We start from the raw sequence: 22,260 nt of genomic DNA on the forward strand, positions 1-22,260 counted from the left end.
CTGCGGGGAACGGCCCACGGCCTCGAAGCAGGCCGATTGGCGACGACAACGAGAAAACATCACAAACCGGAGGAAACGATGTTTGCAAGAAGTGGCAAGTGGCTTGGCGCCGCGCTGTTGGGAGCAGGCCTGAGCCTCGGCGTGGCGCAGGCCGAGCCGGTGGAAATCAGTTTCTATTATCCCGTGGCCATCGGCGGTCCGGTGACCAAGATCGTCGACGACCTGATCACTCGGTTCGAGGCGGCCAATCCCGACATCAAGGTCAAGGCGATCTACTCCGGCACCTATTCCGAGACGATCAGCAAGTCGCTGACCGCGTTCAAGGCCGGCCAGCCGCCGGAACTGGCGGTCATGCTGTCGGCCGATCTCTTCACGCTGATCGACGAGGGCGCGATCGCGCCGATCGACGACCTGGTCAAGACCGACGACGACAAGGCCTGGCTCGCCGGATTTTCGCCGGTGTTCATGACCAACAGCAAGAGCGGGGACAAGACTTGGGGCATCCCGTTCCAGCGCGGTACGACCGTGTTCTTCTGGAACAAGGATGCCTTCAAGGCGGCCGGTCTCAACCCGGATGTCGGCCCGCAAAACTGGGAAGAAGTCGTCGATTTCGCCACCAAGCTGACCAAGCGCGACGCCAGCGGCAACGTCACGCAATGGGGCATGCAGGTGCCGTCGTCGCTGACCTCCTACTGGTTGCTGCAGGGCTATGTGGCCCAGAATGGCGGCACGATCGCCGATGTTTCGGGCGACAAGACCTATTTCGATTCTCCCGAGGTCGTCGAAGGACTGCAATACTGGACGGACCTGGCGCTCAAGCACAAGGTAATGAAGCCCGGCGTGATCGAGTGGGCGACCAATCCGAAGGACTTCTTCGAGGGCCGTGCCGCCATGATCACCACGACCAGCGGCAACCTGACCAATGTCAAGACCAACGCGCCGTTCCCGTTCGGCGTGCAGATGCTGCCGGAGCACAAGAAGCGCGGCGCGCCGACCAGCGGCGGCAACATATTCATCTTCAACGGCACGGCGCCCGAGAAGCAGCAGGCGGCCTTCCAGTTCGCGAAATGGCTGACCTCGGCCGACCAGGCCGCCGAATGGAGCATCAAGACCGGCTACATCGCGCCGCGCGACGATGCCTGGAACACGCCGGCGATGCAGGCCTATGTCAAGGAATTCCCGGGTGCCGCCGTCCCGCACGACCAGATCCCCTACATGGTGCCGGAGCTTTCGACGCACGAGAACCAGCGTGTCGCCCGCGTCATCGATGACGGCATCGAGGCCGCGCTGACCGGTACCAAGACGCCGGCACAGGCGATGAGCGATGCGCAGCAGGAAGCCGACCGCATCCTGAAGCAGTATCGCTGACCGATACGAAGGGCGGTGGGTCGAAGCCACAGTGACAGGAAAGGGTGTCTCGTGACACAGGGGCGAAATCAGATCACCGCGTGGCTGCTGCTGTTGCCGGCCGTCGTGCTGCTGGCGGCGTTCACCCATGTCCCGGCGGTGATGACGCTGGTCAACAGCTTCTACAACACGCCGCGCGGCGTACGCCCGGCAAAGTTCGTCGGGCTCGGCCACTACAGCGACATGCTGAGCGACCCGGTGTTCCTGGCCGCGCTGAAGAACAACGCCATCTATGCCATCGGCACGGTGCCGGTGGCGATCGGCCTCGCCATGCTGATGGCGCTGATCGTCAACTCGTCCATCCGCGGCAAGGCCCTGCTGCGCATGTCGTTCTTCCTGCCCACCATCCTGCCGATGATCGCGGTGGCCAACATCTGGCTGTTCTTCTACACGCCTGGCTACGGCCTCATCGACCGCTTCCTCGGCCTGTTCGGCTTTGCCGAGCGAAACTGGCTGGGTGATGGCTCGACGGCGCTGGGCAGCCTCATGGTGCTGGCGGTCTGGAAGGAGGCTGGCTTCTTCATGATTTTCTACCTGGCGGCGCTGCAGCAGATCAGCCCGTCGCTGTCGGAGGCCGCGGCTCTCGAGGGCGCCGGGCGCTGGTACTTCTTTCGCCGCGTCACTTTCCCGCTGCTGATGCCGACGACTTTGTTCGTGCTGATCAACGCCATCATCAATTCGTTCCGGCTGATCGACCACGTCATCGTCATGACCCGTGGCGGCCCCGACAATGCCAGCACGCTGCTCCTCTACTACATCTACCAGACGGCGTTCCGCTTCTGGGATACCGGCTATGCCGCCGCGCTGACCATGGTGCTTTTGGCACTGCTCGCAGCGCTCGCCTTCGTGCAGTTCGGCATTCTCGACCGGAGGGTCCACTACAAATGACCGTCACCGCTCTCCCCCAGCCGGTCCAGTCGCGCGAGCAGGGTTTCTGGCACGCCATCGAGGTGATCGGCTGCTATCTGCTCGGCGCGCTGTGGATCCTGCCGCTGCTCTATGCGGTGTGGATGGCGTTCCATCCCGCCGGATACGAAGTGCGCTTCGACGTCACGGCGCCCCTGACATTAGGCAATTTCATCCAGGCCTGGAACGCCGCTCCGTTCGCGCGCTATTTCCTCAACACCTTCGTGCTGATCACGGTCATCCTGGCCTCGCAATTCGTCATCTGCACGCTCGCCGCCTATGCCTTCGCCCGCTACGATTTCCGCGGCAAGACGCTGGTGTTCATGCTGGTGCTGATCCAGCTGATGATCATGCCCGAGGTGCTGCTGGTCGAGAATTACCGCACCATGGTCAAGCTAGGCCTCGTCGATACGGTGCTGGCGATGGGCCTGCCCTACATGGCCTCGGCCTTCGGCATCTTTCTTCTGCGTCAAGCCTTCCTGACCGTGCCCAAGGAACTCGACGACGCCGCACGCGTCGAAGGGGCCGGGCCGCTTGGCATACTGCTCAAGGTCTACGTTCCGCTGTCGCGCCCGATCTATGTCGCCTATGGGCTGGTCTCGGTCAGCTACCACTGGAACAATCTCCTGTGGCCGCTGGTGATCACCAATTCGGTCTCGACCCGGCCGCTGACGGTCGGCCTGCAGGTCTTCGCCTCGCCTGACCAGGGCGTACAGTGGAGCATCATCTCGTCAGCCGCCTTGATGACCTCGGCGCCGCTGCTGATCGGCTTCCTGCTGTTCCAGCGCCAGTTCGTGCGAGTTTCATGCGGGCCGGCATCAAGTAGCCGCCTCTTGCCGGAACATCGCGGCGTCCGCCGCGCAGCTTTGCAGGTTTGCGGTTCGATGGCTGTTCGGCATCCCGGACAGCCTGCCGTAACGCGCGGCATCCGGCTTTTGCCACCGGCCATTCCGTGCCTGCCGGACGCCTCCGGAAGGGCACGAAAGTGCGGTAATTTTGGACATTAGTCTTGACAGAAATACAGATGTTCAATACCCGTCAAGCACTTGAACAAGCCTGCAATGTGGGAGGAATAAGCGGTATGGCTTCCAATATTTCGTTGACGGGCCTTGCCCGCGATCTCGATGAGCGTGGCAAGTCGGGCAAGCCCATCCGCATCGGCCTGATCGGCTCCGGCGAGATGGGAACCGACATCGTCACCCGCGTCGCCCATATGTCCGGCATCGAGATCGGCGCGATCTCGGAGCTGAACCTGCCGGCCGCCAGCAGGGCGGTGGATATCGCCTTCCAGGAAACCGGCCATGCGCGCGAAGTGTCGAACGCTTCGGCGATGACGGCTGCCATGGAAGCCGGCAAGGTGGCGGTCACCAACGACGCCAACCTGGTCATCAACAACGATCTCATCGACGTGGTCATCGACGCGACCGGCGTTCCCGCCGTCGGTGCCGAGATCGGCTTGCGCGCCATGGAGCATGGCAAGCATCTGGTGATGATGAATGTCGAGGCCGACGTCACCATCGGCGCCTATCTGAAGAGCGAGGCCGATCGGCTCGGTGTCACCTATTCGCTGGGCGCCGGTGACGAGCCGTCCTCATGCATGGAACTGATCGAGTTCGTTTCGGCCATGGGCCATCCGATCGTCGCCGCCGGCAAGGGCAAGAACAACCCGCTCAACATCGACGCCACACCGCCCGCCTACGAGGAAGAGGCCAAGCGCCGGCACATGAGTGTGCGTATGCTGGTCGAGTTCGTCGATGGTTCCAAGACCATGGTCGAGATGGCGGCGATCGCCAATGCAACCGGCCTGGTGCCGGACAAGGCCGGCATGCATGGCCCCGCGGCGACACTCGGCGAGCTCTCGAAAGTCCTGGTGCCTGAAAAGGACGGTGGCGTGCTGTCCAAGGTCGGCGTCGTCGACTACTCGATCGGCAAGGGCGTGGCGCCCGGCGTCTTCGTCGTCGCCGACATGTCGCATCCGCGCATTTCGGAGCGCATGGAAGACCTGAAGATGGGCAAGGGCCCGTATTTCACCTTCCATCGCCCCTATCACCTGACCTCGCTCGAAGTGCCGCTGACCTGCGCCCGCGTCGTCCTCTACGGCAAGGCCGACATGGTGCCGCTGGCAAAGCCGGTGGCTGAAGTTGCCGCGGTCGCCAAGAAGGACATGCAGCCGGGCGAGAAGCTCGATGCGATCGGCGAATATTGCTACCGCGCCTGGATCATGACGGCGCCGGAAGCGCATGCGGCGCGAGCCATTCCCTGCGGCTTGCTGCAGGGCGGCTCGGTGACGGCGCCGATCAAGAAGGGCGAGCTCATCACCTATGCCAACGCGGCTCCCGCGCCGGGCTCCAAGATCGCGGAGCTGCGCGCTCGCCAGGACAAACTCGTCTACGGAACCGTGGGAGCCTGATCATGGCCACAGCCAGCAAAGCCGTCGCGGACAGCCGCGCCAACCTGCCTTTCGTCTATCGCCAGTACAGCGCCGAGCAGCTCAAGCAGGTGCTCTACAAGATGTACCTCATCCGCCGCTTCGAAGAGGGCGCGGAGGAAAGCTACATGCGCGGCCTGATCCACGGCACCATGCATCTGTCGATCGGCCAGGAAGCCAGTGCCATGGGCATCTGCATGCCGCTTGGCGAGGATGACCAGATCACCTCGACGCATCGCGGCCATGGCCACTGCATCGCCAAGGGTGCGGAGGTGAAGCGCATGTTCGCCGAGTTCTTCGGCAAAACCACCGGCTACTGCAAGGGCCGTGGCGGTTCGATGCACATCGCCGATGTCGCCAAGGGCAATCTCGGTGCCAACGGCATCGTCGGCGGCGGCATTCCGATCGCGGTCGGTGCCGCGCTCTCCTCCAAGATGATGAAGACCGGCAAGGTCGTCGTCTCCTTCTTCGGCGACGGCGCCAACAATGAGGGCGCCTTCCACGAAGCGCTGAACATGGCGGCCGTCTGGAAGCTGCCTGTCATCTTCGTCTGCGAGAACAACGGCTACGGCATGTCGACATCGACGGCCCGTTCGACCGCGGTGAAGAACATCGCCGATCGTGCCGCCGCCTATTCGATGCCCGGCGTCATCGTCAACGGCAACATCTTCTCCGAAGTCGCCGAGGCTTCGTACAAGGCCATCGAGCGGGCGCGCGCGGGTGAGGGGCCGACGCTCATCGAATCCAAGACCTACCGCCATCGCGGCCATTCCAAGAGCGACCGCAATCGCTATCGCACCAAGGAAGAGATCGAGGACTGGATGTCGAACCGCGACCCGATCACGCTGTTCGAGAACGAACTGCGGGAATTCGGCTTCATCGACGACAAGGGCATCGAGGCCATTCGCGACGCAGTGGCGCAGGAGATTGCCGACGGCATCGAGTTCGCCAAGGCGAGCCCTTCGCCGGATGTGAGCGAGACTGGAAATTACGTGTATACGGAGCAGGCGTGATGGACGCGATGGTGCGTGAACTGAGCTACGCCCAGGCGATCCAGGAAGCCATGGCGATCGCCATGGACATGGACGAGCGCGTCTTCCTGATGGGTGAGGATATCGGCGTCTATGGCGGCGCCTTCCAGGTGACCGGCGACCTGGTCGACCGTTACGGCGCCGACCGGGTGATGGACACGCCGATCTCGGAGCTGGGCGGCGCGGGCGTCGCCGTTGGCGCCGCCGTCACCGGCATGCGGCCGATCTTCGAATTCCAGTTCTCCGATTTCGCCACGCTGGCCATGGAGCAGATCGTCAACCAGGCGGCCAAGATGCGCTTCATGCTGGGCGGCGAGGTTTCCGTTCCCGTGGTGATGCGCTTTCCGGCCGGCTCCGGCACGGGTGCCGCCGCGCAGCACAGCCAGAGCCTGGAGGCCTGGCTCGGCCATGTGCCGGGCCTGAAGGTCATTCAGCCGGCGACGCCTTATGATGCCAAGGGCATGCTTTTGGCCGCCGTCGCCGACCCCGATCCGGTGATGATCTTCGAGCACAAGCTGCTCTACAAGGTGAAGGGCCCGGTGCCGGAAGGTTACTACACGGTGCCGATCGGCAAGGCCGACATCCGCCGCGAAGGCCGGGATCTCACCATCGTCGCCACCTCGATCATGGTGCAGAAGGCACTCGACGCCGCCGCCACGCTGGAAGCCGAGGGCATCGACGTCGAAGTCGTCGATCTCCGGACCATCCGGCCTATGGACAAGCAGACCGTCATCGACAGCGTCAAGAAGACGTCGCGGCTGATGTGCGTCTACGAAGCGGTCAAGACATTGGGCATCGGCGCCGAAGTAAGCGCCATGATCGCCGAGAGCGAGGCGTTCGACTATCTCGACGCACCGATCGTGCGGCTGGGCGGCGCCGAGACGCCGATCCCCTACAATCCGGAGCTCGAAAAGGCCACCGTGCCGCAGGTTCCCGACATCATCACCGCCGCGCGCGACCTCGTGAAAGGGGTTCGCTGAGACATGCCGACAGAAGTCATTCTTCCCAAGGTCGACATGGACATGGCGACCGGACAGATCTCGCGCTGGTTCGCCACCGAAGGCCAGCAGGTCAAGAAGGGCGACGTGCTGTTCGAGATTGAGACCGACAAGGCGGCGATGGAGATCGACGCACCAGCCAGCGGCGTGCTGCGCGACGTGACCGGCAAGGAAGGCGTCGACATTCCGGTCGGCGCGCCGGTCGCCTGGATCTATGCCGATGGCGAGGCTTATGGGGCCAAGCAAGACACGGCGCCAATCTCCCCCCTTGTGGGGGAGATGTCGACCAAGTCGACAGAGGGGGGCGCTGTCCCGCCAACGTCGCATTCTGTCACGCCCCCCTCTGCCTTGCCGGGCATCTCCCCCTCTGGGGGGGAGATCGGCCAATCGCCGTCGGGCGCACGCGCGACACCGCTTGCCCGACGTCTGGCGCGTGAGGCGGGCCTTGCCCTTGCCAGCGTCACCGGCACCGGTCCTTACGGCCGCGTGGTCAAGGCGGATATTGACGCGGCGATTGCCAAGGGCGGTGCCAAAGAGGCCCCAGCATTGGCTCCTGAAGCTCCCGCCGCCGCTGCTGCTTCCGCTCCTGCCGTGAAGGCGATGTCGGACGACCAGGTGCTGAAGCTGTTCGAGGAAGGCTCCTACGAGCTGGTCCCGCACGACAATATGCGCAAGACCATCGCGCGCCGCCTGGTCGAGGCCAAGACCACCATTCCGCATTTCTACCTGACGCTCGACTGCGAACTCGACGCGCTGCTGGCGCTGCGCACGCAGATCAATGCCGCCGCACCGATAAAGAAGACCGACAAGGGCGAGGCTCCCGCCTACAAGCTGTCGGTCAACGACATGGTCATCAAGGCGATGGCCATGGCGCTGAAGGCGGTGCCGGATGCCAATGCCTCATGGACCGAAAGCGCCATGGTCAAGCACAAGCATGCCGATGTCGGCGTCGCCGTCTCGATCCCCGGTGGGCTGATCACGCCGATCATCCGGCATGCCGACGAGAAGTCGCTGTCCACCATCTCCAACGAGATGAAGGATCTGGCGAGCCGTGCACGCAGCCGCAAGCTGAAGCCGGAAGAGTATCAGGGCGGCACCACGGCCGTGTCGAACCTCGGCATGTTCGGCATCAAGGACTTCGCCGCCGTCATCAACCCGCCGCATGCGACGATCCTGGCGGTCGGGGCCGGCGAGGAGCGGGCCGTGGTCAGGAACGGCGAGATCAAAATAGCCACCGTGATGTCGGTGACGCTGTCGACGGACCATCGTGCCGTCGACGGGGCACTTGGCGCCGAACTGCTCGTCGCCTTCAAGCGGCTGATCGAGAATCCGATGGGGCTGTTGGTATAGGGCGTGTTGACAATCGAGTGAGGCCGGCCTGCAAAGCCGGCTCACATTCAGAAACGACTTGTCAGGCGTCGACCCTTGACCCATCTTCCCCAGCGGATCGCGTTCAAGGGAGGCAAGCATGCCTGCATTCGACCCGTCTGACGTCAAAACCCTGTTCGGCAAGGTCATGGGTGCCTCGCCGTCCGATATCAAGCTTGTGGCGCAGCGCCTGCACGATCACGCTTTCGAGCCGCGCATGTCGGCGGACGAGACGAGGCAGCTTGTCGCCAGCCTTGGTTATGACAGCCTGGACGCGTTCTGCGCCGATATCGGCCTGCCCGTCCATATTGCAGAGCGCTGGAGCCGTTTCGGCGTTTCCGGCGAGATGAAGCAGGTGTTCACGCTGCTGGCGGCCCAGCGCAGGCGGGTTGCCGAGGCGATCGCCGAATTCGAATCCATGACGCATGTCGGCGTCGAGGATTTCTTGCGCGAGCGCGGACTTATCTAGCTCGAACCGACGGTCAGAGCGAAAGCTGTCTTAGCCGCCCTTGGCCAGCAGCGCCGTGGCCGTTTCGCTGTCGGTGATCAGCACGTTGGTGCTGACGGCTTTCAGCGCGGCCAGGATCGCGGCCACCTTGCGTTTTCCGCCAGCGGCCAGCACGACATTCGGCACCTGGCCGACCATTTCGAGATCGATGGCCATGACGCGCCCGTTGACTTCGTGATCGACCAGCCTGCCGGCGGCATCGACGAAGTAGCACAGCATATTGGCGACCGCGCCTTTCGCCTTCAATGGCGCGATCAGCGATGACGGCACGATGCCATGGCGGAAGATGGTGGCGTCCGGCGACATGTCGCCGACGGTGAGCAGAGCAATGTCGGCGGCCGCGGCGCGGCGGCGCACGTCCTGCAGGGTCGGCTGTGCCCACAGGAGATCGCGAAGCGAAGGATTGTCCACCATCACCGGCGCGGTGATCTGGTAGCTGTCGACCTCGAAGACATCTGCGACCTTGGCCGCGACGATCGACGGGTTGATCCATTGCGAATGCGGCAGGCTGCCGACAAGTGCCACCACCGAAGCGCGCTTCAGCTGCCGGCGGGCGAGGAAACCCAGGCTTGCATGCAGCGTCGCGCCGCCGCCGATCGCCAGCGTCATGCCGTCCCGCATCTGCTCGCCGAGATAGGCCGCCACCGCATGGCCGATCGCCTTCTCCAGATGTTCGTGCGCCGAGGGTGTCGGGATGACGACAGCGGCGTTGAGGCCCCAGCGTTTTTCCAGCTGCCGCTCGAGCGCCACCTGCTCGGCGGTGGGCGCGTTTATCATGGTGACGACGATGCCTTCCGCGGTGCAGGCGGCCAACGTGCGCATGACCTTCACCCGGGAGACATCGAGCTTCTCGGCGATCTGCTCCTGCGTGAAGCCCTCGACATAATAGAGCCAGGCCGTCTTGACGTTGAGGTCCGACGAGACCATCGGCAGGCGAGCCGGTCTGGGTTTTTCGGCGGGCATCGGTTCAGGTCCCTCATGAGCCATGATCTGGCGGCGTTGCCCTCATCGGAGGAACGCCGGCCGGATGTCAACTGGATGCCGGCTTGCGGCATTCCGATTGTCGCACATCTCTGTTCATTTGTAATTGACATTGTACATATGAACATATTTTGTGGGTTCCACGCGCTGTGTCATCCACCAGTCATATGCGCCGTGCAGGGAGGAAGAGACGGGGAGCCGGCCAAGGGCCGGACCGGTCATGCACAGACAAGACAGGAGGTCTCATGAAGACGCTATTCATCAAGCTGCTGGCGAGCCAGCTGGCGCTCGCCGCAACTTTGTTTGCCGGCGTGGCAAGTGCCGAAACACTGACGCTCTATACATCGCAGCCGGAAGCCGACGCGGCCAAGACCGTGGATGCCTTCAAGAAGGCGCAACCCGGCATCGACGTGACCATCTATCGTTCCGGAACCAGCGACATCCTGACCAAGATGGCGGCCGAGTTCGCCGCCGGAAGCCCGCAGGCCGACGTGCTGTTGATCGCCGACGCGGTCTCAATGGAGCTGCTGAAGAAAGACGACAGGCTGATGGCCTATCCCGAGGCCAAGCTCGACGGCATCGAGGCCGACGCCTATGACGCCGACAAGACCTATTTCGGCAGCAAGCTGATCACCACCGGGATTGTCTACAACACCGCTGCCGCGGAAAAGCCGGAGCATTGGGCCGACCTTGCCAAGCCGGCCTATGCCGATGGGTTGGTCATGCCGAGCCCGCTCTATTCGGGAGCGGCCGCCTATCTGCTCTCGGGTTTCGCCGGGGATACGAACTATGGCTGGGATTTCTTCCAGAAGCTCAAGACCAACAACACCGTCAGCGTGCGCGGCAATGGCGCGGTGCTGAAGTCTGTGGCATCGGGCGAGAAGCCCTATGGCATCCTCGTCGACTTCATGGCGATGAACGCCAAGAAGAAGGGGTCGCCGGTCGAGTTCGTGTTCCCCTCGGAAGGCGTTCCGGCGGTGACCGAGCCGGTGGCCATCATGAAGACAGCCAAGAACGTCGACGGCGCCAAGAAGTTCGTCGACTTCATTCTGTCGGACGAAGGCCAGAAGCTGGCGCTGTCCATGGGCTATCTGCCGGCACGCGCCTCGGTCGGCCGCCCCGACTGGCTGCCGGAAGGCGTCAATGTCAAGGTGATGCCGTTCGACACCAAGGCAATCGTCGCCAAGACCGACGCCGACAAGGCGAAGTTCCAAGAACTGTTCGGCGGCTGAGTCGGCAATCACGGGGGATGCCGGTCAGACGGCATTCCCCGCGTCGGCGGATCGATCCCAGGAAGCACAATCATGTCAACACGCATCAGGGAAAGCCGGGGGCAGGAAATGGCCCTGACGGCGGCGGTGGCGGTCGTCATCGTGCTGCTTTCGCTGCTGCCCATGCTGCGCCTCGTCAAGGAGATCGTGGCACCCGGCGGAACCCTGTCGACCGTGGCCGTGCAGGCTGGGCTGAGAAGCCCGGCGACCTGGATCGCGACATGGCACACACTGGTCGTCGGCATCGGCGGGACATTGCTTGCCGTGCTGTCGGGAACGCTGGTTGCGGTCCTGGTCTCGCTGACCGACATACGCGGCCGCGGCGCTTTGGTGCTTTGCTACGTCATGCCGCTGATGATTGCGCCGCAGGTGACGGCGCTGGCCTGGCTGCAACTGTTCGGCCCGGCAAGCCCGTTCCTCAAGCTGTTCGGCGCCGCACCGCCACTGGGCACGAAGAATCCGCTCTATTCGACCTCGGGCATCATCCTGCTGCTTGGCGTGCAATACGGCCCGCTGGTCTTCCTGCTGGTGCGGGCCGGCCTGCGCAAGCTGCCGCGCGAACTGGTCGAGGCCGCACGCGCCGGTGGCGCCGGCTGGTTCACCGTGCTTGTCACCATCGTGCTGCCTTTGATGACGCCGTCGATCATGGCGGCCGCGGCGCTGGCCTTCGTCTCCTGCGTCGGCAATTTCGGGATTCCGGCCTTTCTCGGCATTCCCGCCAACTATCTTGTGCTGCCGACGCTCATCTATCAGAAGCTGGCAGGCGGCGGTCCGGCGGTGCTCGGCGAAACCGCGTTCCTCTCGGTGCTGATCGGGGTCATCGCCATGGCCGGCATCCTTGCTCAGGAGGTGATGAGCCGCCGCCGCGACTACCGCATTTCCTCGACGTCGCTGCCGGCTGAGCCCTACGAACTCGGCCGCTGGCGGCCCGCCGTCCAGGCCGGCATGTGGCTGCTGATCGTGCTGGTACTGTTGCTGCCGCTGTTCGGGCTGGTGCTGACCTCGCTGGTGCCGGGCTATGGCATCGCATTGACCGCCAAGACGGCGACGCTCGACAATTACCGTTTCGTGCTGTTCGAGCACGATGCCGCAAAGCGCGCCTTCTTCAACAGTTTCTGGCTGTCTATCGCGGCGGCTTTCTTCGCGGTCATCGTGGCCGTGCCTGTCGGCTATCTCATCGCCTGGGGCAAGCAACGCTGGGTGCGGCTGCTCAACCTGTCGGTCGAACTGCCCTATGCCTTGCCCGGCGTGGTGCTGGCGATCGCCTCGCTGCTGCTGTTCCTGCGGCCGATCCCGTTCACCGGCATCCAGCTCTACAACACGGTCTGGATCATCCTCTATGCTTATCTCGCCCGCTTCCTGGTGCTGGCGCTGCGGCCGACCATCAGCGGCTATCACCAGATCGACAGGGCGCTGGAAGAGGCCGCGCAAGTGGCCGGCGCCGGCCTGTTCACGCGCATGCGTACCATTGTCTTTCCGCTGGTCGCCCCGGCGGCGATCGCAGGCGGCCTGTTGATCTTCATGACGGCGCTCAGCGAACTTACCGTCTCGGCACTGCTGTGGTCCTCAGGCTCCGAGACGATCGGCGTGGTGATGTTTTCCTTCGAGCAGGGCGGCGATTCCAACTATGCGGCGGCGATGTCAGTCATCACGGTCGCGGTCACCTTCGTGCTCATGCTGGTGACCAATCTGCTTGCCCCTCATCTTCCGAGCGGAGTTCTGCCATGGCGCGATTGACCCTAGACAATGTGACCAAGAGCTTCGCAGATTTCGACGCGGTGAAGGATGTCTCGATCGACGTTGCCGACGGCGAGTTCCTCGCTGTGCTCGGGCCCTCCGGCTGCGGCAAGACTACTTTGCTGCGGCTCGTCGCCGGCTTCGAGAAGGTGACATCGGGCGAAATCCGCATCGGCAGCGAGGTCGTGTCGGCCAAGGATGGCAGCGTCGCGCCGGAGAAGCGGCGCGTCGGCATTGTCTTCCAGAATTATGCGCTGTGGCCGCACATGACGGTTGCCGAAAACATCGGCTATTCGCTGAAGGTGGCGAAGCTCGACAAGGCGGTTGCGCGCCAGAAGGTCGAGGACGCGCTCGCCTTGGTCAATCTGCAGGGGCTGGGCGAGCGCCGGCCGGCCAATCTCTCCGGCGGCCAGCGCCAGCGCGTGGCATTGGCGCGATGCCTTGTCGCCGCGCCCTCGCTGGTGCTGTTCGACGAGCCGCTCGCCAATCTCGACGTGCATCTCAGAGCCTCGATGGAGGACGAGTTCGCAGCCTTCCACAAGCGCACCGGCACAACCATCGTCTACATCACCCATGATCAGGCCGAGGCAATGGCGCTGGCCGATCGCATCGCGGTGATGGATCACGGCAGGCTGGCGCAGCTGGCGACGCCACGCGAGCTCTATCATGAGCCGGCAAATGAAATGGTGGCATCCTTCATCTCGCAAGGCATATTGCTGCCGGCGGATGTCCTGACGGGCGAAGAAGGCGGCCATTGCAAGGTCAAGGTTCTCGGAGCCGAGCTGGTGGTCCGCTGCCGCCCCGGCGAGCGACCGCGTGCGGGCGCCAGGATCTGCTGCCGGTCCGCGGATCTCGATGTCTCGCAGGATGGTCCGGGCTTCGATGGCCTCGTCAAGCGGGTGATCTATCAGGGCGGCGCGGCGCGCGTCGAATTCACGCCTGCCGCCGGCCCCGGGCTTACCTTGCATTTCGAGCAGCTCGACCCGGTCACGCTCGAGAGCGGGGCCCAGGCGCGGCTGCGGATAAGGTCCGGATGGCTCATCCCGGCGGAGGCGGCATCGTGATGATGCTGGACCTGCTTGGCGGCTTTGGGGAAAAGGGCCGCACCAGCCTCGCTGTCAGCAGTGGCGACGACCGCATCCTGCTCGATGTCGGCATCAAGGTTGGCGCTTCCGGGGCGGAGTATTATCCGGCGCTCAACGGATCGGTCGGCGACATCGATGCGCTTTTTGTCTCGCACGCCCATGAGGATCATGTCGGCGCGCTGAGCTGGCTGTTGTCGCGCGGCTATGCCGGCCCGGTCTTCATGACGGCCGAAACGCGCGACGAGGCGCCGGCCACGCTCGCCGCCTATGCCGAGCCGGAGGATCTCGGGCGGTTTCCGTTCCCGCTCGATCGTGTCGAAATCTTCGAACCCGGCGACACGTTGAAAAGTGGCAAACTCACGATCCGGACCGGGCGGTCGGGACATGTCGTGGGCGGCGTCTGGTTCGCTGTCGACAACGGGAAAAGCCGCGTCGCCTATTCGGGCGATGTGGTGCCGGATAGCCATGTATTCGTTATGGACACGATCCCGCATTGCGATCTTCTGGTCTTCGATGCCTCCTACGGCGCCGATCCCGTATCTGGGGCGGCGCGGGCGCGGGAAATTTCCGAATGGGTGGCAAGGCATCCGCAGGGGTGCCTCCTGCCGACGCCTTTGTCGGGGCGGTCGCTGGAATTGATCGCCGCGCTGCCGGGCCCGTTTGCCATCCATGCCGGCATGCGTTCCTCCCTGGAAGGGCAGATTGGCGCCACGGCGGCCTTGTTGCCTGGGGTTTCCGAACGCCTGCGTGCCCGGCTAGCAAGTGCCGCCGACTGGACTGATGCCGATCCCTTGCCTTCGCTGCCGTTGCTGGCCGATGACGGCATGGGCGAGGCCGGGCCGTCGTCGCGCCTGTTGCCGCGCGCAGATCAGGCTGGGTTCCCTGTGCTGCTCACCGGGCATCTGCCGGCTGGTTCTCCGGGTGATCTCCTGTACAGAGCCGGCAGGGCGGACTGGGTGCGCATGCCGACCCATCCGACGCTGTCGGGAAATGTCGCGATCTGGGAGAGGGCGGGAGAGCCTGAAGCGCTCGGTCATTCCTGTACCACCGATCTTCTCGCCGACCTCAAGAGCCACATCCCGTCACTGCGCGCGCAATGCCGCACAGGCCAGCGCATCATGGTGCCGCAAGGAAGCAAATAATGAGAATCCTGATCTGCAATGACGACGGCATCGAGGCGCCGGGCCTTGCCCGCCTCGCCAACGCCGCCGGCGGGTTGAGCGACGATGTGTGGGTGGTCGCGCCCGACGGCAAGCGCACCGCCGCCGGTTCGTCGCTGACCATCGCCAGGCCGTTGACGATGCGGCGCGTCAAGCCGAACTGGTATTCCTGCTCCGGCACGCCGGCCGATTGCGTGGTGAGCGCGATGACGTGGCTGTTCGCCGACGCCAGGAAGCCGGATCTGGTGCTGTCGGGCGTCAATGACGGCCGCAACGTGGCCGAGGACCTCGCCTATTCCGGCACGCTTGGCATTGCCCGGGAGGCAACCTTCTGGGGGGTGTCGGCGATCGGCTTCTCGCGGGTGAAAAACCCCGATTTCACTGACGGCGACGACCGGTGGCTTGGCGCGCTGATCGCTTCATTGTGGCAGTCGCGTGCCGATTGGGCGACAGAGGGCCATTGGCTCAGCATCAACCTGCCGACCGCCTTGCCGGCTGAAATCCGCCAGCCGCGCATTGGCCGCGACAAGATCGGCCGCACCGCCGAAATCGTGGAAAGCGACGGCGATCGCACGGTCATCACGGTTCCGCGCGGGCGCGCCCATGCCAGTGAGCCGGGCGACGAGAACGAGGCGATCGATGCCGGCTTCGTCAGCATCAACCGGTTGAACTGGTTTGGCGAAACGCGGCTGGATGAGCGGTTTCTGGATGGGATTCCGGGCTGATCTTCTGCGTTCGATCGTCGAGATCACCAAGCTGTCAGCGGCCAAATTGCGCTAATCTGGTGCTTATGCTTGAAGCCGCCGCCATTTCATTCCAAATCGAACAGCGTGAAGGATGAGGCAAGAGAACGGCGTCGGAATCTGTTGTGGGGCATCCCCGCATCGCTGATCCTGCATGCCTTGATCGCGGCGCTCCTGGTGTACGGCCTGCCCCCGCCTCCCCAACAACCGCAGGAGGAGCAGCCGGTCAATGTCGCGATCGTGCCTCCGCCCGTTCAGCCAAAGCCAAAACCTGTTCCCCCGCCGCCGCCCAAGGAAACCAAAACCGAAAAGCCACCGGAACCCAAGGTCGAAAAGCCGCCCGAGCAGCCGCCCAAGCCGGCGAACACTCCAGCCCTGAAGCCAGTTTTCCAATATGGCAAGAAGGATACCGGACCGGAGAAGTCTGTCGACGGAGGCAGCGCTCAAGCCAATGCGCCGTCGCCGGCCAAGGATGAGGCCGCGAAGCCGCCAGTCGAACCGAAGCCCGCGCTCTCCCAATCCGCTCCTCCTGCAAATCCCGAGCAAAAGGCAGAGTCCAGCAAGCCCGACGAGAAGCCGGTAACCGCCCCGCCGGATGCCAAGCCCGCGCAAAGCGAGGAGAAGCAGACGACCGAGGAAGCCGACAAACAGCAACCAGACAAACAGGAGGCGGCACCGCAAACCGCCGAAAAGCAGGCGGTCGTGGCGCCGAAGCCATTGGCTGCCCAGGCCGGCGACAAGCCAGCGCCGCCACCCTCAGCCGAAAAGGCAAAGCCCAAACCCGCAAAGACGATGAATTTCAAATCCGCAAAAGCCTTCAAGGCGCCAAGCGGGAAGACAGGCAAGTCAAATCCCGCGAACACCGCGGCCGGATCGCCGATGTATTCCGGCCTTCCGGGCGTCCGAAAGCTTTATTCGCAGGGCGCGACCGGCGACGCGTTGGCCACAAGCTCCATGGACAACGTCCCGCGCGATCAGCGCGTTGCCAACCTTTGCGGCAACGTTCTGAACCAGGAATTGCAGAGCGCCGATTATTCGCCCAAATGGGTGCCGACCATTCCGCTGAAGACAGGCAATGTCCTCAATCCTCCGCAGTCCGCCTTCAGCACGAGAACAACGTGGTACAGCCTGAATTTCCGGTGCGAGGTCGACGCGGATGCGACGAGGGTCCTGTCCTTCAACTTCCGTGTGGGACCGTTGATCCCGCCCGGCGAATGGACGCGACTTGGATTAACCAAGTATCCGCTGAACTAAGGCCGGCACGCCGAGCACGGACAGTTATCGGCTAACGTCATGCCGGTCAGCAAAGGCGAAATCAGTACCAGCCGCCGTCAGCCGCGCGCCATGGCATGGCCACCGCCGGTGTAGCCAATTGCCGTCATGCCGGCGGCAATCGCGCTCGGGCTGCCCTGATGGGGTGATCCAAAATCGACAAGCTGTCAGCAGCCAATTTGCGTCAATCCAGTGCTTACGCTTGAAGCCGCCGCTATTTCATTCCACATCGGTCAGCATGAAGGACGAGGCACGAGAACGGCGTCGGAATCTGCTGTGGGGCATCCCCGCATCGCTGATCCTGCACGTGCTTGTCGCGGCGATCCTGATTTATGGCCTGCCAATTCCTCCCCAAAAGCCGCAGGAGGAGCAGCCGGTCAATGTCGCGCTCGTGCCTCCGCCCGATCAGCCGAAACCGAAACCTGCTCCCGTGCCGCCGCCCAAGCCACCCGAGCCGAAGGTTGAAAAACCGCCTGAGCAGAAGGTCGAAAAACCACCTTCGCCGGAAAAGCAGCCTAATAAGCCACCGCCAGTCGAGGTCCTGAAGCCCGTTTTTCAGTTCGGCGACAAGGATGCCGGTCCGAGGAAATCCCTGGATGGGGCCAGTGCTCAGGACAGTTCGCCGGCGCCGGCCAAGGATGACGCTTCAAAGCCGCAGGCCGAGCCGAAGCCCGCGGACAGCCAACCTGTCCCGCCGACAGACTCCGAGGCAGCTAAACAAGAGGCAGACAAGCAGGCGGCGCTCGACGCCGCCAAGCAAGAGGGCGCGGCACCAGCGCCTTTGGCTGCCGACGGCGAGATCGAGCTTCCCACATCAGCCGAAGCGCCGAAGCCCAAACCCGCGAATGTGCCGAAGCCCAGCCCCTCAAAGGCCTCGAAGTCTGCATCGCAGCGCTCTTCGAGTCTGCCAGGCGTTCGCAAGCTCTATTCGCAAGGCGCTACCGGCGATGCGCTGGCCACGACCTCGATGGGTGGGGTGGCTCGCGGTCAGCGTGCCGCCAGACTTTGCGCCAGCGCGTTGCAGCAGCAACTGCTGGATGCCTCTTATTTTCCCAAATGGGTGCCATCCGTTCCACTGAAGGTGGGCAATATTCTAAACGCCCCGGATGTCGCCTTCAGCACGACAACCGCATGGTACTACCTGAGCTTTCGCTGCGAGGTCGACACGGATGCGACCAAGGTGCTGTCCTTCAACTTCCGTGTGGGGGCAGCAATTCCGCCCAGCGAATGGGCCGGTCTTAAATTACCCAGTCCCTACTAGAACAGTTCACCGTTTCACGGAAACGCCGAACTGTTCTGCTCTTTGTTCGGACGCAATTCCGGACGGAAACCGCTACACTTTTCCTCGAATTGCCCTGGATCAGGCCGGCACGCCAAGCCCCGACAATTGCCGGCTAACTTCTTGCCAGTCGGCACAGACGAAATCGGCACCAGCCGCCGTCAGCCGCGCGCCATGTTCGGCATAGGTGTGGCCGCCCCCGGTGTAGCCGATCGCCGTCATGCCGGCGGCGACCGCGCCCTGGATGCCGAAGGGGGAATCCTCGATGACGATGCAGTCGGCCGGGTCGGCGCCCAGCCTGGCGGCGGCGAACAGGAAGATGTCGGGCGCCGGCTTGCCGTTCTTGACCATCGAGGAACTGTAGATCGCATCGCCGAAGAAATGCGCCAGCCCGGTGACGGCAAGGCTGTGGTTTATCCGCTCGACGGAGGATGACGAGGCAACGCAGCGGTCGCCCTCGAGCGTTTCCAGAAACGCTGTTATGCCGGGGGTCGGCTTCAATTCCTCGGTGAACAGGACCTTGGTCTCGGCCCAGATGTCGCCGTCGGCGGCGGCGGGAAACTGGTGGCCGGTCAATTCCCTGATCCGCACGATGATGTCGGACTGCTTCATGCCGACGCACTGGGCGATGATGCCGCCATGGACGCCGGGCATGCCGTGCTTTTCATAGACGCGCTCATAGGCCCTGGCTGCCAGCGGCTCGCTGTCGACGAGCACGCCGTCGCAATCGAAAATGATAGGCCTTGGTCGCGCCACGCACTTGTCTCCTCAAGTCAATTTCCGCACATCGCTATCGGCAAAAAGTCAAATGTTCAATAGCGCGATGGCTGAAGGCGCCTGGGGCTCGAAACCGAAGAGCAGTCAAAGCTGGCGCAGGGCATCGCTTGCGCGGGAGGACCCGAGCGCTCGCTGCATGGCTTGCCGCGACTGTGCGCGGTCGGGCGTGATCCAGTTCGGCTCGGCACCGAGGAAGCGGTCGAGGAAAGCCACCGCATAGGCCGGCATCTCAGTGACATTCTCGCGATAGGACCACCAGGTGCGCAGGTCGTCGGCGCATTTGTCGATGCTGGGCGCCGTGCCGAACTCCTGTTCGTAGATGGCTGAGATCACCGAGACGCAGTAGTTGGTGTAGAGGAAGCCTTCCGGCCAGAAGCGGATGATTTCCAGCGTGCCGGCATTCTGATCCGTCTCGATGAGCCGCGCGAGACCGGAGATCTCCCTGGCCGGCGCCTGTTTGATCAGTTCGCGCAGCACGAGGCCGGCGGCAAAGACGATGAAGTCGGCGCGGTCTATCGCGGCAAAGCGCTTCTGCGCCTCCATGATCTCGACCCAGTCGAGAAAAGCTCGGGTGAGCTTCGCCTCGTCGATTTCGTAACGCACGCCGAACGTGTCCGAAACCACCTTGGCGCTGCCGCGGAAGGTGGCGCGGAACCAGCGCAACTGCCGCAACCGGTGGCGCAGGTCGGGCATGAGGGCCAGTTCATCCCTGAAGGGCAGTTCCATTGCATGCATCCCGTTTGGTGGCAGGTTAGCACAGCCGCGTCGCCGCCGAAATCGGCCGCCGGTCCTGTGGATGACCGCGATCAAGGCTAATATCATACATATTGACATTCTCGGAAACAAATGTTCTCACTTTGCTGTTGTCGCGCGCCGGTCCAAGGTGCGGTGCAATCGAGGCTTCGGGAGGAGAACCGAATGGCGATTTGGCAGTGGGGACTGCTTCTGCTGGTTATTGTGTGGGCGCTGCAGTCGCTCGGCGTCTGGCTGCAGATGCGGCACTATTCGGATGTCTTCCGGGGCGTCACCGACCAGTACAAGGATGGCTTCGTCGGAGCCGGCAATTTTCGCGGCCGGCTGGCCAAGGGCACCATCGCGCTTGTCGTGGTGACGCCCGACCTGATCGTGCGCCGCATGATGGTGATGAGCGGCCGTTCCGTTTTCACCAAGTTCAAAAGACATGAAGAATTCGAGGGTGTTCCCCTCGATCGACTCCGGTCCAACCCTGCGATCATGGGGGAGGGGGAACCCGGTGTGGCCGAGGCCGTGAAGCGGGCGATCGAACAGATCGACAAAGCACGGTCGGAGCCGGGGAAGAAGCCGGGCCTAACCGGCTTGAATGTAGCAAGGGCCTAGAGTCGGATGATTTCAGGTCTGTTCGACCTGAAATCTGAATCCGCCTCTAAATCAAAGGGATAGAGCATGATGTCGTCCGAAAGCGGTTTCACACTTTTCGGCATCATGTTCTGAGGACGCCGTGCGCCGACTGGGATCAACCGGCCGACCGGCATAAGGAGGAGAAATGTCTGTATTTTCGTTGTTGGCGCAGCATGCCGACATGGCCGTGCACAATCTGCATGTCGCAGGTGCGATGGTCTCGGATGCTGCATTGCATGGCAAGCTCGCCGTCGAGCATGCTTCCGATCATCTCGTTGTCCTTGCGCAAGCAGACAGCGGGCCCATCACCGTCGACCAGTTCAAGGAAAAGCTGAAGGACGTCCAGCAGGAAGAGCAGCTCGGCTGGCTGACCGCCATCGGCAAGTACTTCATCGGCATCTTCCAGAAGGGCGGCGAAGTGTTCGCCGGCTTCGTCACCGGCATTATTCCTACGCTGGTGGTGCTGATGACCGCTTTCTACGCCGTCACCGAACTGGTCGGCGAGGAGCGCGTGCATGGCCTTGCGCGCGGCGCCGGCAGGATTGCCTTGACCCGCTATACGCTGCTGCCGCTGCTGGCGGTGTTCTTCCTCACCAATCCGATGGCCTATACGTTCGGATCGTTCCTGGAAGAAAAGCACAAGCCGGCTTTCTATGACGCGGCCGTGTCCTACGTGCATCCGCCGCTTGGCCTGTTCCCGCACATCAATCCCGGCGAATATTTCGTCTGGGGCGGTATCCTCGTGGCTCTGCTCGAGCTTGAGAAGAAGGGCGTCGTCGTCGCCGGTTACCACGTCAAGGTGGCGATCTGGTACGCCATTGTCGGCCTCGTCGTCATCCTGCTCAAGGGCATGCTGACCGAGCGGATCACCACCATCATGGCACGCCGCCAGGGCGTCGAGCTGTAAGGGCGGGGAGGACAATCATGGCCAAGACATACAAAGCCGTAAAGATCTCCCGGGGTTCCACCGGCTGGGGCGGCCCGCTCGTCATCGAGCCGACCGCGCAGCGCGACAAGGTCGTCTCCGTCACCGGCGGCGGCATCCATCCCGTGGCCCAGCTTATCGCCGACATGACCGGTGCCACGGCCGTCGACGGCTTCAAGGCGCCGCCGGTCGAAGGCGAGATGGCGGTTGTCGTCGTCGATTGCGGCGGCACCGCACGATGCGGCGTCTATCCGCGCAAGCGCATTCCGACCGTCAATCTGACGCCGGTCGGCCAGGCTGGGCCGCTCGCCCAGTTCATCACGGAGGACATCTACGTTTCGGGCGTGAAGCCGGCCAACGTCACAATGGCGGACGGGTCCGAGGCGGTCACCACCGCGGGGGGAGCAGCATCGATGAGTTCAGGCAACAACACTGCAGCCGCGGCGCCACAGCCGCTGCCGAGCGAAGGCGGGCTGATCGGCCTGATCAGCTCGATCGGCCGCGTCATGGGCCGGGTGGTCGGCATTTTCTTCAATTCCGGCCGCCGTACCATCGACCAGGTGGTGCGCAACGTGCTGCCGTTCATGGCCTTCGTGACCATGCTTATCGGCCTGATCCTCTACACCGGCATTGGCGATGTGCTCGCCCAGCCGATGGGGCCGCTGGCCAACAACATCGTCGGCCTGCTGATCATCTCGGCCATTTGCGGCCTGCCGTTCCTGTCGCCCATCCTGGGGCCAGGCGCTGTCATCGCGCAGGTCATCGGCGTGGCCATCATCGGCCCGCAGATCGCCAACGGCACGATTTCGCCGGCGATGGCCCTGCCAGCGTTGTTTGCCTACAACACCCAGGTCGGCTGCGATTTCGTGCCTGTCGGCCTGGCGCTCGGTGAAGCCAAGCCGAAAACCATCGAAATCGGCGTGCCGGCGGTGCTCATCAGCCGCCAGATCATGGGCCCGGTCTCGGTGTTGATCGCCTGGGTCGTCTCACTGATCGTGTTTTAAAGA

At 63.5% G+C, this 22,260-nt stretch carries 20 protein-coding genes and 1 pseudogene; 18 read left to right on the forward strand and 3 right to left on the reverse strand.

Annotation, left to right across the window (positions count from 1 at the left end):
- Positions 1–78 precede the first annotated feature (78 nt).
- From EB815_RS08165 to EB815_RS08200, 8 genes and pseudogenes are all read left to right on the forward strand, one after another.
- A complete protein-coding gene (locus EB815_RS08165) occupies positions 79–1,368 on the forward strand; it encodes an ABC transporter substrate-binding protein (RefSeq protein ID WP_056575923.1) in 1,290 nt (429 codons plus the stop codon).
- Between the two features lie 51 nt (positions 1,369–1,419).
- A complete protein-coding gene (locus tag EB815_RS08170; protein WP_056575925.1) occupies positions 1,420–2,295 on the forward strand; it encodes a carbohydrate ABC transporter permease in 876 nt (291 codons plus the stop codon).
- Positions 2,292–3,139, forward strand: a pseudogene (locus EB815_RS08175) (carbohydrate ABC transporter permease). Before EB815_RS08170 ends, EB815_RS08175 begins: the two are co-directional and overlap by 4 nt.
- A gap of 255 nt (positions 3,140–3,394) precedes the next feature.
- On the forward strand, positions 3,395–4,723 hold the full coding sequence (locus EB815_RS08180; RefSeq protein ID WP_065005521.1) for an NAD(P)H-dependent oxidoreductase: 1,329 nt from the start codon (positions 3,395–3,397) through the stop codon (positions 4,721–4,723).
- 2 nt (positions 4,724–4,725) lie between these two features.
- Positions 4,726–5,754, forward strand: coding sequence for a thiamine pyrophosphate-dependent dehydrogenase E1 component subunit alpha (locus EB815_RS08185; RefSeq protein WP_081295028.1), 1,029 nt, complete (start codon positions 4,726–4,728; stop codon positions 5,752–5,754).
- Positions 5,754–6,752 (forward strand): alpha-ketoacid dehydrogenase subunit beta, encoded by a 999-nt coding sequence (locus EB815_RS08190; RefSeq protein WP_056575931.1) that lies wholly within the window; start codon positions 5,754–5,756, stop codon positions 6,750–6,752. Before EB815_RS08185 ends, EB815_RS08190 begins: the two co-directional genes overlap by 1 nt.
- 3 nt (positions 6,753–6,755) lie before the next feature.
- Positions 6,756–8,120 carry a pyruvate dehydrogenase complex dihydrolipoamide acetyltransferase gene (locus tag EB815_RS08195; protein ID WP_065005522.1) on the forward strand — a complete coding sequence of 455 codons (1,365 nt, stop codon included), beginning with the start codon at positions 6,756–6,758 and terminating at the stop codon, positions 8,118–8,120.
- 118 nt (positions 8,121–8,238) lie between these two features.
- Positions 8,239–8,607 carry a hypothetical protein gene (locus EB815_RS08200; RefSeq protein ID WP_056575933.1) on the forward strand — a complete coding sequence of 123 codons (369 nt, stop codon included), beginning with the start codon at positions 8,239–8,241 and terminating at the stop codon, positions 8,605–8,607.
- Positions 8,608–8,637: 30 nt separating this feature from the next.
- Here EB815_RS08200 and EB815_RS08205 read toward each other — a convergent pair whose 3' ends face one another.
- Positions 8,638–9,609 carry a sugar-binding transcriptional regulator gene (locus EB815_RS08205; protein WP_056575935.1) on the reverse strand — a complete coding sequence of 324 codons (972 nt, stop codon included), beginning with the start codon at positions 9,607–9,609 and terminating at the stop codon, positions 8,638–8,640.
- A gap of 263 nt (positions 9,610–9,872) precedes the next feature.
- Here EB815_RS08205 and EB815_RS08210 point away from each other — a divergent pair, with 263 nt between their 5' ends.
- The 7 genes from EB815_RS08210 (at position 9,873) to EB815_RS08240 (ending at position 18,156) form a co-directional block, all read left to right on the forward strand.
- Positions 9,873–10,859: an ABC transporter substrate-binding protein gene (locus EB815_RS08210; RefSeq protein ID WP_056575937.1), complete on the forward strand. Its 987-nt coding sequence runs from the start codon at positions 9,873–9,875 to the stop codon at positions 10,857–10,859.
- A 72-nt stretch (positions 10,860–10,931) separates the two neighbouring features.
- Entirely contained in the window at positions 10,932–12,635 is a 1,704-nt protein-coding gene (locus EB815_RS08215; RefSeq protein WP_056575939.1) for an ABC transporter permease, read from the forward strand.
- Complete coding sequence (locus tag EB815_RS08220; RefSeq protein ID WP_056575940.1) at positions 12,623–13,699, forward strand: ABC transporter ATP-binding protein; 1,077 nt, start codon at positions 12,623–12,625, stop codon at positions 13,697–13,699. The genes EB815_RS08215 and EB815_RS08220 overlap by 13 nt, the downstream gene beginning before the upstream one ends.
- The gene (locus EB815_RS08225; protein WP_056576553.1) at positions 13,699–14,862 is read left to right on the forward strand and encodes an MBL fold metallo-hydrolase; all 1,164 of its coding nucleotides are present in this window, start codon (positions 13,699–13,701) and stop codon (positions 14,860–14,862) included. Before EB815_RS08220 ends, EB815_RS08225 begins: the two co-directional genes overlap by 1 nt.
- Positions 14,862–15,605, forward strand: coding sequence for a 5'/3'-nucleotidase SurE (locus EB815_RS08230; protein WP_056575942.1), 744 nt, complete (start codon positions 14,862–14,864; stop codon positions 15,603–15,605). Before EB815_RS08225 ends, EB815_RS08230 begins: the two co-directional genes overlap by 1 nt.
- Before the next feature lie 105 nt (positions 15,606–15,710).
- Positions 15,711–16,877 (forward strand): DUF930 domain-containing protein, encoded by a 1,167-nt coding sequence (locus EB815_RS08235; RefSeq protein WP_056576556.1) that lies wholly within the window; start codon positions 15,711–15,713, stop codon positions 16,875–16,877.
- 256 nt (positions 16,878–17,133) lie between these two features.
- Entirely contained in the window at positions 17,134–18,156 is a 1,023-nt protein-coding gene (locus tag EB815_RS08240; protein WP_056575944.1) for a DUF930 domain-containing protein, read from the forward strand.
- Between the two features lie 99 nt (positions 18,157–18,255).
- On the opposite strand, the gene EB815_RS08245 is transcribed toward EB815_RS08240, so the two are convergent.
- The gene (locus EB815_RS08245; protein WP_056575946.1) at positions 18,256–18,930 is read right to left on the reverse strand and encodes an HAD family hydrolase; all 675 of its coding nucleotides are present in this window, start codon (positions 18,928–18,930) and stop codon (positions 18,256–18,258) included.
- 105 nt (positions 18,931–19,035) lie between these two features.
- Positions 19,036–19,677 (reverse strand): hypothetical protein, encoded by a 642-nt coding sequence (locus EB815_RS08250; protein ID WP_056575948.1) that lies wholly within the window; start codon positions 19,675–19,677, stop codon positions 19,036–19,038.
- Positions 19,678–19,869: 192 nt separating this feature from the next.
- Between EB815_RS08250 and EB815_RS08255 the strand changes: the two genes are divergently transcribed.
- The 3 genes from EB815_RS08255 (at position 19,870) to srlE (ending at position 22,257) form a co-directional block, all read left to right on the forward strand.
- The gene (locus EB815_RS08255) at positions 19,870–20,307 is read left to right on the forward strand and encodes a transcriptional regulator GutM (protein ID WP_056575950.1); all 438 of its coding nucleotides are present in this window, start codon (positions 19,870–19,872) and stop codon (positions 20,305–20,307) included.
- A gap of 166 nt (positions 20,308–20,473) precedes the next feature.
- A complete protein-coding gene (gene srlA, locus EB815_RS08260) occupies positions 20,474–21,235 on the forward strand; it encodes a PTS glucitol/sorbitol transporter subunit IIC (RefSeq protein ID WP_027054143.1) in 762 nt (253 codons plus the stop codon).
- Between the two features lie 17 nt (positions 21,236–21,252).
- Positions 21,253–22,257, forward strand: coding sequence for a PTS glucitol/sorbitol transporter subunit IIB (gene srlE, locus EB815_RS08265; RefSeq protein WP_056575951.1), 1,005 nt, complete (start codon positions 21,253–21,255; stop codon positions 22,255–22,257).
- The last annotated feature ends 3 nt before the right edge of the window (positions 22,258–22,260 follow it).

It is taken from the genome of Mesorhizobium loti (assembly GCF_013170705.1).
In the GTDB taxonomy this organism is placed as follows: Bacteria; Pseudomonadota; Alphaproteobacteria; order Rhizobiales; family Rhizobiaceae; genus Mesorhizobium; species Mesorhizobium loti_D.

Coding starts and splice junctions, on each gene's coding strand:
- EB815_RS08165 (WP_056575923.1), top strand. CDS start 79: ATGTTTGCAAGAAGTGGCAAGTGGCTTGGCGCCGCGCTGTTGGGAGCA.
- EB815_RS08200 (WP_056575933.1), top strand. CDS start 8,239: ATGCCTGCATTCGACCCGTCTGACGTCAAAACCCTGTTCGGCAAGGTC.
- EB815_RS08190 (WP_056575931.1), top strand. CDS start 5,754: ATGGACGCGATGGTGCGTGAACTGAGCTACGCCCAGGCGATCCAGGAA.
- EB815_RS08240 (WP_056575944.1), top strand. CDS start 17,134: ATGAAGGACGAGGCACGAGAACGGCGTCGGAATCTGCTGTGGGGCATC.
- EB815_RS08195 (WP_065005522.1), top strand. CDS start 6,756: ATGCCGACAGAAGTCATTCTTCCCAAGGTCGACATGGACATGGCGACC.
- EB815_RS08255 (WP_056575950.1), top strand. CDS start 19,870: ATGGCGATTTGGCAGTGGGGACTGCTTCTGCTGGTTATTGTGTGGGCG.
- EB815_RS08220 (WP_056575940.1), top strand. CDS start 12,623: ATGGCGCGATTGACCCTAGACAATGTGACCAAGAGCTTCGCAGATTTC.
- srlA (WP_027054143.1), top strand. CDS start 20,474: ATGTCTGTATTTTCGTTGTTGGCGCAGCATGCCGACATGGCCGTGCAC.
- EB815_RS08205 (WP_056575935.1), bottom strand. CDS start 9,609: ATGCCCGCCGAAAAACCCAGACCGGCTCGCCTGCCGATGGTCTCGTCG.
- EB815_RS08185 (WP_081295028.1), top strand. CDS start 4,726: ATGGCCACAGCCAGCAAAGCCGTCGCGGACAGCCGCGCCAACCTGCCT.
- EB815_RS08250 (WP_056575948.1), bottom strand. CDS start 19,677: ATGGAACTGCCCTTCAGGGATGAACTGGCCCTCATGCCCGACCTGCGC.
- srlE (WP_056575951.1), top strand. CDS start 21,253: ATGGCCAAGACATACAAAGCCGTAAAGATCTCCCGGGGTTCCACCGGC.
- EB815_RS08225 (WP_056576553.1), top strand. CDS start 13,699: ATGATGCTGGACCTGCTTGGCGGCTTTGGGGAAAAGGGCCGCACCAGC.
- EB815_RS08180 (WP_065005521.1), top strand. CDS start 3,395: ATGGCTTCCAATATTTCGTTGACGGGCCTTGCCCGCGATCTCGATGAG.
- EB815_RS08210 (WP_056575937.1), top strand. CDS start 9,873: ATGAAGACGCTATTCATCAAGCTGCTGGCGAGCCAGCTGGCGCTCGCC.
- EB815_RS08230 (WP_056575942.1), top strand. CDS start 14,862: ATGAGAATCCTGATCTGCAATGACGACGGCATCGAGGCGCCGGGCCTT.
- EB815_RS08215 (WP_056575939.1), top strand. CDS start 10,932: ATGTCAACACGCATCAGGGAAAGCCGGGGGCAGGAAATGGCCCTGACG.